Source organism: Pseudomonas sp. GD03858 (genome assembly GCF_029840925.1).
Lineage (GTDB): Bacteria > Pseudomonadota > Gammaproteobacteria > Pseudomonadales > Pseudomonadaceae > Aquipseudomonas.
Genome location: NZ_JAOCDM010000163.1, coordinates 1 through 8,593, shown reverse-complemented (window position 1 = coordinate 8,593; position 8,593 = coordinate 1). Strand labels below are relative to the sequence as shown.

The window sequence follows — 8,593 nt, the reverse complement described above, 5'->3', positions numbered from 1 at the left end:
CATGACGAGTGCGCCCATGTTCCTGTAGTTTCGCGCCAGGGGCAAACGGATATTCCTGCCGCTATCGATGAGCTTTATGAATGAATTACCGCCACCTCACACCGTCCATGTCGCTGCTGCTGGCCTTCGAGGCCGCCGCGCGGCATGAAAGCTACACCCGCGCCGCCGCCGAGCTGTCGCTGACGCAGAGCGCGGTGAGCCGGCAGGTGCAGGCGCTGGAGCAGCAACTGGGGCTCACCCTGTTCCGCCGCGAAGGGCGCCAGGTGCAACTGACCGATGTCGGCCGCCTGTACCAGCGCGAGCTCAGCGAGGCCCTCGGACGCATCCGCAGCGCTACCTTGCAGGCCCTTGCCTATCAGTCCGGCGTCGGCACCCTGCGCCTGGCGACGCTGCCGACCTTCGGCTCGAAATGGCTGCTGCCGCGCCTGCATGCGTTCTACAGCGCGCACCCCGGCATGCTGGTGCACATTCATTCCCGTATCGAAGCGATCAACTTCGACACCAGCGAGATCGACGCGGCCATCGGCGTCGCCACCCACGACCTGCCCGGGCTGGTCTGCCATCGCCTGCACGCCGAGGAGCTGGTGGTGATCCTGCCGCCGGACAGCGCTCGCGACGGCCAGGACTGGAGCCCGGCGCGGATCAGCGAAGAGGTGCTGCTCAACGTCGCCAACAACCCTCATGCCTGGGGGGAGTGGTTCTCCCACCAGGCCCTGCCCCATCGCTCGATGCGCCTGGGGCCGAGTTTCGAGCTGACCTCGCACCTGATCCAGGCGGTGCGCGCAGGCATCGGCATCGGGCTGGTGCCGCGCATTCTGGTGGAGGAGGAGCTGGCCAGCGGCGAGCTGTTCAGCCCGGGCCCGCCGTTTGCCAGCCAGCGCAGCTATTACCTGATCTATCCGCCGAGGAATGAGGCATTGCCTTCGCTGCGAGCGTTTCGTGGCTGGTTGCTGGAACAGATCTGAGTGACTGGTTGCCAGAACTGGCCTCTTCGCGGGTAAACCCGCTCCCACAGGTACTGCGCTCTCTGTGGGAGCGGGGGCACAGGCAACAAAAAACCCGATGCCAGTCACCTGGCATCGGGTTTTCTCGAAGCGCCTCGGCGCTTACTTGGCCACGCTACCCGCAGTACCGTTGGCCTGCGCCCCACGCTTGCTCTTGAGCACGTAGAACACATACATCACCACCAGCCACACCGGCATCGCGTACACCGACACCTGGATGCCAGGAATCTGCAGCATGATGCCCAGGATCAGCACCACGAACGCCAGTACCAGGTAGTTGCCGTACGGGTACCACAGCGCCTTGAACAGCGGCTTCTGGCCGGTGCGGTCAAGGTGCTGGCGGAACTTCAGGTGCGAGTAGCTGATCATCGCCCAGTTGATCACCAGGGTCGCGACCACCAGCGACATCAGCAGCTCCAGGGCGTTCTGCGGCATCAGGTAGTTGAGCAGCACCGCGATCAGCGTCACGGCCGCCGACACCAGGATCGAACGCACTGGCACGCCGCGACGGTCGACCTTGGCCAGCGCCGCAGGAGCATCACCCTGCTCGGCCATGCCCAGGAGCATGCGGGCGTTGCAGTAGGTGCCGCTGTTGTACACCGACAGCGCGGCGGTCAGGACCACGAAGTTCAGCAGGTGCGCTGCGACATCGCTGCCCAGCAGCGAGAAGACCTGGACGAACGGGCTGCTGCCATAGCTGCCACCGGAAGCGTCGATGCTGGCCACCAGGCTGTCCCACGGGGTCAGCGACAGCAGCACCACCAGGGCGCCTACATAGAAGATCAGGATACGGTAGATGACCTGGTTGATCGCCTTGGGGATCACGGTCCTCGGCTTGTCGGCCTCGGCCGCGGTGAAACCGAGCATTTCCAGGCCGCCGAAGGAGAACATGATGAAGGCCAGGGCCATCACCAGGCCGCTGACGCCATGCGGGAAGAAACCACCATGGGCCCACAGGTTGGTCACCGACGCATCAGGGCCACCAGTGCCGCTGGTCAGCAGGTAGGCGCCCAGGCCGATCATGCCGACGATGGCGGCGACCTTGATGATCGCGAACCAGAACTCGGCCTCGCCGAAGAACTTCACGTTCATCAGGTTGATGGCGTTGATCAGCAGGAAGAACGCCGCCGCCGTTACCCAGGTCGGGATTTCCGGCCACCAGTAATGGACATACTTGCCCACCGCCGACAGCTCCGACATGCCGACCAGGATGTACAGCACCCAGCAGTTCCAGCCCGACAGGAAGCCGGCGAAACCGCCCCAGTACTTGTGCGCGAAATGGCTGAAGGAGCCGGCCACCGGCTCCTCGACGATCATCTCACCGAGCTGGCGCATGATCATGAAGGCGATGAAGCCGCAGATGGCGTAGCCGAGGATCATCGACGGACCAGCGGATTTCATCACGCCAGCCGAGCCAAGGAACAATCCGGTACCGATCGCGCCACCGAGGGCGATCAGCTGGATATGGCGGTTCTTCAAGCCACGCTTGAGTTCGCCGGACTGTGAATTATGTCCACTCATGAACGAAGTCACCTGCTTGTTTTTATCTGTGACGGAATCGGACCCACCGCGCTCGTGGCGCAGCGGAATGGGCAAGGTGGTTACCTTGGGTTCTTGGACGGGTCGTGCGCATTGGGCGTGAGGCCCAGGCGAATCAACCGGGTGTCAGCAAGAGTGCGCGGTACGCAAAGGAGTCACAGGTAAAACGCGGCGCATTGTATACCCCTGCAAACGCGCAGGCGTCAACGCGTTGCATCGTTTCCTGTGGAAAAAACGCAGCGGTCCCGGGGAGAAAGCCTGAAAAGGCGGAGTGATCGGCGTGCATGGCGCCTCCATGTTGTTGTTCTTGGTGCCTGGCGATCCTGCCTGGCTTTGTACACGCAATGGCGCTATCTCAGCGGCTGGGCGGGGGTTTGGGAAGGGGGGAGATCCGGGCGGAGCGGCTCTGGCGCAAGGGTTATGGAAAGTTAATGTTACAGACATTGGGAAAATCGAAAAAACAGGCCAAAACCGTATAAATTTCTTTACAAGTCGGTCTAAAAACTTTCCACACGTCGGAAAATATCTATGCGCTCAAGCACTTGGAGCCGCTCTGCGGCCTATCGCGGGCAAGCCCGCTCCCACAGGGATTGCGCTAAGCCGGAGACGCTCGACGGGCACAAAAAAGCCAGCCCGAAGGCTGGCTTTTCACTGGCAGGTCGGATCAACCACGAGGCTTGCCGCGACCACGGCCTGCCGGCTTGTCGCCGTCGGGACGGACCGGACGCTTGCGCATCTCGCTCGGGCGCTCGGCCACGGTACTGCCACGGCCACTCTTGCGCGGCGCCGACTCTTCACGCGCCGGGCGTGCCGGGCGCTCGCCCTGACCACCCTCCTGGGCGGGACGCAGGGTGCGTACACGCTCACCACGCCCCAGCGGACGGGTGGACTTGCGCTGCAGACGCTCGAGCTTGTCCTTGGCCTTGAGCTTCATCTCCGGCAGCGCCACCGGCTGCAAGCCGACTTCCGCCGCCAGGATGTCGATCTCGCCCTGACTCATTTCACGCCAGCGGCCCATCGGCAGGTCGGAATTGAGGAACACCGGGCCGAAACGCACGCGCTTCAGACGGCTGACCACCATGCCCTGGGACTCCCACAGGCGACGCACCTCACGGTTGCGGCCTTCCATCACCACGCAGTGGTACCAGTGGTTGAAACCTTCACCGCCGGGTGCTTTCTGGATATCGGTGAACTTGGCCGGGCCGTCCTCGAGCATCACCCCAGCCTTGAGCCGGTCGATCATGTCGTCGTCGACCTCACCGCGCACACGCACCGCATATTCGCGGTCCATCTCGTAGGACGGGTGCATCAGGCGGTTGGCCAGTTCACCATCGGTGGTGAACAGCAGCAAACCGGTGGTGTTGATGTCCAGGCGGCCGATGTTGATCCAACGGCCTTCTTTCGGACGTGGCAGGCGGTCGAACACGGTCGGGCGGCCTTCAGGGTCGTCGCGGGTGCAGATTTCGCCATCGGGCTTGTTGTACATGATCACGCGGCGCGTGGCCTCGCTGGCCTCGACGCGCTTGATCAGCTTGCCGTCGACGGTGATGGCGTCGTGCAGGTCGACGCGCAGGCCCAGGGTGGCCTCGACGCCGTTGACCTTGATGCGGCCCTGGCTGATCCAGGCCTCGACGTCACGACGCGAGCCGACGCCGATGCGGGCCAGCACTTTCTGCAGCTTTTCGCCGGATGGCGGGGTGGGTTGTTGGTCTTGCAGGTCTTTGTCACTCATCTGGGCACCTCCCGGTGTAGTAGTGAAAGCGGGCGCGCATCATACGCGGTTCGGCGGGGGAACGCACTGGAGGGTAGAAGGTTTTTGCAGGTTCAAGAAGGGTTTCTGCCTGACGGTCAGGCTTGGCCAGTACCGCCCCTTCGTGGGTGAACCCGCTCCCACAGGGACATCACCGTCTGTGGGAGCGGGTTTACCCGCGAAGGGGCCGATGCTGCCAGCACAAGAATCAGGGCTGTAACTTGTCCTGTTCCTGCTCCGGCGCCTCAGGCTCTTCTTCGCGCAAATCGTCGAAATCGGTCTTGAGCCCGTCTTCCATGGCATCGAGTTCCACCAGCAGCGATCGGAAGCTGGTCTCCTCCCTGGGCTCCACTTCTTCACCCTCCTCGCCCAGGCTGGCATCGGCCAGCGCCTGCAAGTGCGCCGGCACCGGCGCTTCGTCCGGGTCGAGCACCGGCTCAGGCTCCAACTCGCGCAGTTCGGCCAGCGCAGGCAGCTCGTCGAGGCTCTTGAGATTGAAATGATCGAGAAACGCCTTGGTGGTGGCGAACATCGCCGGCCGGCCAGGCACCTCGCGGTAGCCAACGATGCGAATCCACTCGCGCTCCATCAGGGTCTTGATGATGTTGCTGTTGACCGCCACGCCGCGCACGTCCTCGATCTCGCCACGGGTGATGGGCTGGCGGTAGGCGATCAGCGCCATGGTTTCCAGCAGCGCGCGGGAATAGCGCTGCGGGCGTTCCTCCCACAGGCGGCCGACCCAGGGCGCGTAGTCTTCACGGATTTGCAGGCGATAGCCGCTGGCCACTTCCTTGAGTTCGAAGGCGCGGCCGCTACAAGACTTGCCCAGTACCTCCAGGGCCTTCTTGAAAACGGCGGGGGCCGGGCGCTCGGCCTCCTCGAAAAGCTCGTACAGGCGCTCGAGGGATTGCGGCTTGCCCGAGGCGAGCAGGAAGGCCTCGATCAGCGACGCCAGTTCGCGGGGTTCGTTCAGGTTCATCGGTAGTCGTCAGGTCACTCTGCCCGGGCACGGACGTGGATCGGGGCGAAAGGCTCATTTTGCACCAGTTCGATCAGCGATTCCTTCACCAGTTCGAGAACCGCCATGAAGGTGACCACTACCCCAAGCTTGCCCTCCTCGCGGGTGAACAGCTCGACGAACGGCACGAAAGCGCCGCCCTTGAGGCGTTCGAGCACTTCGCTCATGCGCTCGCGGGTGGACAGCACCTCGCGGGTGATCTGATGGCTCTCGAACAGGTCATTGCGGCGCATGACCTCGGCCATGGACAGCAGGATCTCCTCCAGCGCCACCTCCGGCAGCAGCTTGCGCACCTTGGCCTGGGGGGCCTCGAGACGCGGCACGACGACATCGCGGCCAACCCGCGGCAGCTCATCGATGCCTTCGGCGGCAGCCTTGAAGCGCTCGTACTCCTGCAAGCGACGGATCAGCTCGGCACGAGGGTCGCCCTCCTCCTCCTCAATCTCGCTGGAGCGCGGCAACAGCATGCGCGACTTGATCTCGGCGAGCATGGCGGCCATCACCAGATACTCGGCGGCCAGTTCCAGGCGCACGCTCTTCATCAGCTCGACATAGCTCATGTACTGACGGGTGATTTCCGCCACCGGAATATCGAGGATGTCGACGTTCTGCTTGCGGATCAGGTACAGCAACAGATCCAGCGGGCCTTCGAAAGCCTCGAGGAAGACCTCGAGGGCATCCGGTGGAATGTACAGGTCCACCGGCATTTCGGTGAGAGCCTCGCCATAGACCAGGGCCAGTTGCAACTGGAAAGGCGTCTCGGCCTCGCTGGCCGGCGCCTCTGGCGCGTCCACCTGGCTCACGCGTTGACCAGGAATGGGCTGGGATCGCCGCACCCCTCACGGATCAGCTCGGGCTCGTCACCGGACAGATCGATGATGGTGGATGCCTTCAGGTCACCGAAACCGCCGTCGATGATCAGGTCGACATGATGCTCCAGGCGCTCGCGGATTTCGTAGGGATCGGTCATCGGCTCGTCGTCTCCCGGCAGGATCAGGCTGACGCTCATCAGCGGCTCGCCCAGCTCGGCCAGCAACGCCAGGGTGATCGCATGGTCGGGCACGCGCAGGCCGATGGTGCGACGCTTCTCGTGCAGCAGCAGGCGCGGTACTTCGCGGGTGCCGTTGAGAATGAAGGTGTAGGGGCCGGGGATATGGGCCTTGAGCAGACGGAAGGTGCCCGTGTCGACCTTGGCGTAGACCCCCAGCTGGGACATGTCGCAGCACATCAGGGTGAAGTTGTGGGACTTGTCCAGGCCACGCAGGCGCCGAACTCGCTCGATGGCAGCCTTGTCACCGATCTGGCAACCCAGGGCATAGGCCGAGTCCGTCGGATAGACCACCACCCCGCCCTTGCGGATGATCTCGACCGCCTGGCGAATCAGGCGCGGCTGCGGGTTCTCCGGATGAATCTGGAAAAATTGGCTCACGTAGTCGTCCTGTTCATACCGCCATAGGCTGTTCATGTCGGAATCGGCGCCACAGGGGTGGCAGGTCCTCGGGCAATGGCCGGTAGGCACCGATCTCGCCCCAGGTGCCGGGGCCGTGGAAATCGCTGCCGGCACTTGCCAGCAGGCCGAATTCACGGGTGAGGATGGACATCGTCCCCACCTGTTCGGGCGGCATCATTCCATTCACCACTTCCAGTGCCTGCCCTCCAGCCTGAATATAGTCGGCAATCAGCCGTCTGCGCTTGCTGCGGGTCAGATCGTAGTGCATCGGATGCGCCAGGCTTACCCAGGCATTGGACTCGCGCAGGGTGGCGACGGTTTCCTCCAGCGTCGGCCAGTGCAGCTTGACGTCCCCCAACTTGCCGGCGCCCAGCCACTTGCGAAAGGCTTCGCCACGGTCCTTGACGAAGCCTGCTCGCACCAGAAATTCAGCGAAATGCGGGCGAGCCGGAGCATTGCCGCTGTCGCCCAACTCTTGCTGGACCGCCCGCGCACCCGACAACGCGCCGGGCATGCCCTTGGCCGCCAGCTTGCGGTCGATCTCCTCGGCGCGCAGCCAGCGGCCACGGTGCAGGTTTTCGATGGCTTCGAGCAACGGCGGCGCATCCAGCGCAAAATCGTAGCCCAGCACATGAATGGTGGCGCCGCCCCAGGTACAGGAAAGCTCCACCCCACTGACCCAGTGCATGCCGTTGTCCCGGCAGGCCTGGCGCGCCTCGGGCAGGCCTTCGAGGGTGTCGTGGTCGGTGAGCGCCAAGGTTCGCACCCCGTGCTCATGAGCCCGGGCGACCAATGCCGTGGGCGACAGGGCGCCGTCGGAGGCCGTGCTGTGACAGTGCAGATCAACATTCATGGAGGAGCGCTTTCGCCGGAATCGATGTTTGTTATTATGCCGTCACATCCCGCTTCTGGCTGCCACTGTGAAACAATTCATCGATTTCATCCCGCTGCTGCTGTTCTTCATCGTCTACAAACTGGACCCACGCCCGGTCGAATTCGCCGGCCACGGCTTCGAGTTCGGCGGGATCTACAGCGCCACCGCCATGCTGATCGTCAGCTCCGTGGTGGTCTACGGCGCGCTGTTCCTGCGCCATCGCAAGCTGGAGAAAGGCCAGTTGCTGACCTTGGTCGCCTGCCTGGTGTTCGGCGGCCTGACCCTGGCGTTCCACAGCGAGACCTTCCTCAAGTGGAAGGCGCCGGTGGTCAACTGGCTGTTCGCCCTGGCCTTCGCCGGCAGCCACTTCATCGGCGACCGCGTGCTGATCAAGCGCATCATGGGCCACGCCCTGACACTTCCCGAAGCGATCTGGACCCGCCTGAACCTGGCGTGGATCGCCTTCTTCCTGGTCTGCGGCGCCGCCAACCTGTTCGTCGCGTTCACCTTCCAGGACATCTGGGTCGACTTCAAGGTATTCGGCAGCCTCGGCATGACCGTGATCTTCCTGGTGGCCCAAGGTGTCTATCTTTCGCGCCACCTGCACGATACCGACCCCTCTCCCTCCAAGCCCAAGGACTGACATGCTCTACGCCATCATCGCCAGCGACGTCGCCAACTCCCTGGAAAAACGCCTGGCAGCCCGACCTGCCCACATCGAGCGTCTGCAGCAGCTCAAGGCCGAGGGCCGCGTGGTCCTGGCCGGTCCGCATCCGGCCATCGACAGCAACGACCCCGGTGCGGCCGGCTTCAGTGGCAGCCTGATCGTCGCCGAATTCGACTCGCTGGCCGCCGCCCAGGGCTGGGCCGACGCCGACCCGTACATCGCCGCGGGCGTCTACGACAAGGTCGTGGTCAAGCCGTTCAAGCAAGTCCTGCCATAGTTCAAGCTCGAATC

The 8,593-nt window shown here is 63.7% G+C and carries 9 protein-coding genes; 3 read left to right on the top strand and 6 right to left on the bottom strand.

The window, feature by feature from the left end:
* Positions 1-80 precede the first annotated feature (80 nt).
* Positions 81-965, top strand: coding sequence for a LysR substrate-binding domain-containing protein (locus N5D48_RS24920; protein ID WP_279888698.1), 885 nt, complete (start codon positions 81-83; stop codon positions 963-965).
* 141 nt (positions 966-1,106) lie between these two features.
* On the opposite strand, the gene N5D48_RS24915 is transcribed toward N5D48_RS24920, so the two are convergent.
* The 6 genes from N5D48_RS24915 to N5D48_RS24890 all read right to left on the bottom strand — a co-directional run bounded on the left by N5D48_RS24915 (position 1,107) and on the right by N5D48_RS24890 (position 7,614).
* A complete protein-coding gene (locus N5D48_RS24915; RefSeq protein WP_279888696.1) occupies positions 1,107-2,525 on the bottom strand; it encodes an amino acid permease in 1,419 nt (472 codons plus the stop codon).
* A 682-nt stretch (positions 2,526-3,207) separates the two neighbouring features.
* On the bottom strand, positions 3,208-4,275 hold the full coding sequence (gene rluB, locus N5D48_RS24910; RefSeq protein WP_279888695.1) for a 23S rRNA pseudouridine(2605) synthase RluB: 1,068 nt from the start codon (positions 4,273-4,275) through the stop codon (positions 3,208-3,210).
* Between the two features lie 226 nt (positions 4,276-4,501).
* Positions 4,502-5,272 (bottom strand): SMC-Scp complex subunit ScpB, encoded by a 771-nt coding sequence (scpB, locus tag N5D48_RS24905; RefSeq protein ID WP_279888694.1) that lies wholly within the window; start codon positions 5,270-5,272, stop codon positions 4,502-4,504.
* A gap of 14 nt (positions 5,273-5,286) precedes the next feature.
* Entirely contained in the window at positions 5,287-6,018 is a 732-nt protein-coding gene (locus N5D48_RS24900; protein WP_279888699.1) for a ScpA family protein, read from the bottom strand.
* Between the two features lie 92 nt (positions 6,019-6,110).
* On the bottom strand, positions 6,111-6,740 hold the full coding sequence (locus tag N5D48_RS24895) for an L-threonylcarbamoyladenylate synthase (RefSeq protein ID WP_279888693.1): 630 nt from the start codon (positions 6,738-6,740) through the stop codon (positions 6,111-6,113).
* A gap of 13 nt (positions 6,741-6,753) precedes the next feature.
* Positions 6,754-7,614 carry a PHP domain-containing protein gene (locus N5D48_RS24890; protein WP_279888692.1) on the bottom strand — a complete coding sequence of 287 codons (861 nt, stop codon included), beginning with the start codon at positions 7,612-7,614 and terminating at the stop codon, positions 6,754-6,756.
* Between the two features lie 67 nt (positions 7,615-7,681).
* Here N5D48_RS24890 and N5D48_RS24885 point away from each other — a divergent pair, with 67 nt between their 5' ends.
* Positions 7,682-8,278, top strand: coding sequence for a septation protein A (locus tag N5D48_RS24885; protein WP_279888691.1), 597 nt, complete (start codon positions 7,682-7,684; stop codon positions 8,276-8,278).
* A 1-nt stretch (position 8,279) separates the two neighbouring features.
* Positions 8,280-8,579 carry a YciI family protein gene (locus N5D48_RS24880; RefSeq protein ID WP_279888690.1) on the top strand — a complete coding sequence of 100 codons (300 nt, stop codon included), beginning with the start codon at positions 8,280-8,282 and terminating at the stop codon, positions 8,577-8,579.
* Positions 8,580-8,593 lie beyond the last annotated feature (14 nt).

What these genes read in the sequence shown, in the direction of transcription:
- N5D48_RS24915 (WP_279888696.1), bottom strand. Translation starts at nt 2,525, where the DNA reads ATGAGTGGACATAATTCACAGTCCGGCGAACTCAAGCGTGGCTTGAAG.
- scpB (WP_279888694.1), bottom strand. Translation starts at nt 5,272, where the DNA reads ATGAACCTGAACGAACCCCGCGAACTGGCGTCGCTGATCGAGGCCTTC.
- N5D48_RS24920 (WP_279888698.1), top strand. Translation starts at nt 81, where the DNA reads ATGAATTACCGCCACCTCACACCGTCCATGTCGCTGCTGCTGGCCTTC.
- N5D48_RS24890 (WP_279888692.1), bottom strand. Translation starts at nt 7,614, where the DNA reads ATGAATGTTGATCTGCACTGTCACAGCACGGCCTCCGACGGCGCCCTG.
- N5D48_RS24900 (WP_279888699.1), bottom strand. Translation starts at nt 6,018, where the DNA reads ATGCCGGTGGACCTGTACATTCCACCGGATGCCCTCGAGGTCTTCCTC.
- N5D48_RS24880 (WP_279888690.1), top strand. Translation starts at nt 8,280, where the DNA reads ATGCTCTACGCCATCATCGCCAGCGACGTCGCCAACTCCCTGGAAAAA.
- rluB (WP_279888695.1), bottom strand. Translation starts at nt 4,275, where the DNA reads ATGAGTGACAAAGACCTGCAAGACCAACAACCCACCCCGCCATCCGGC.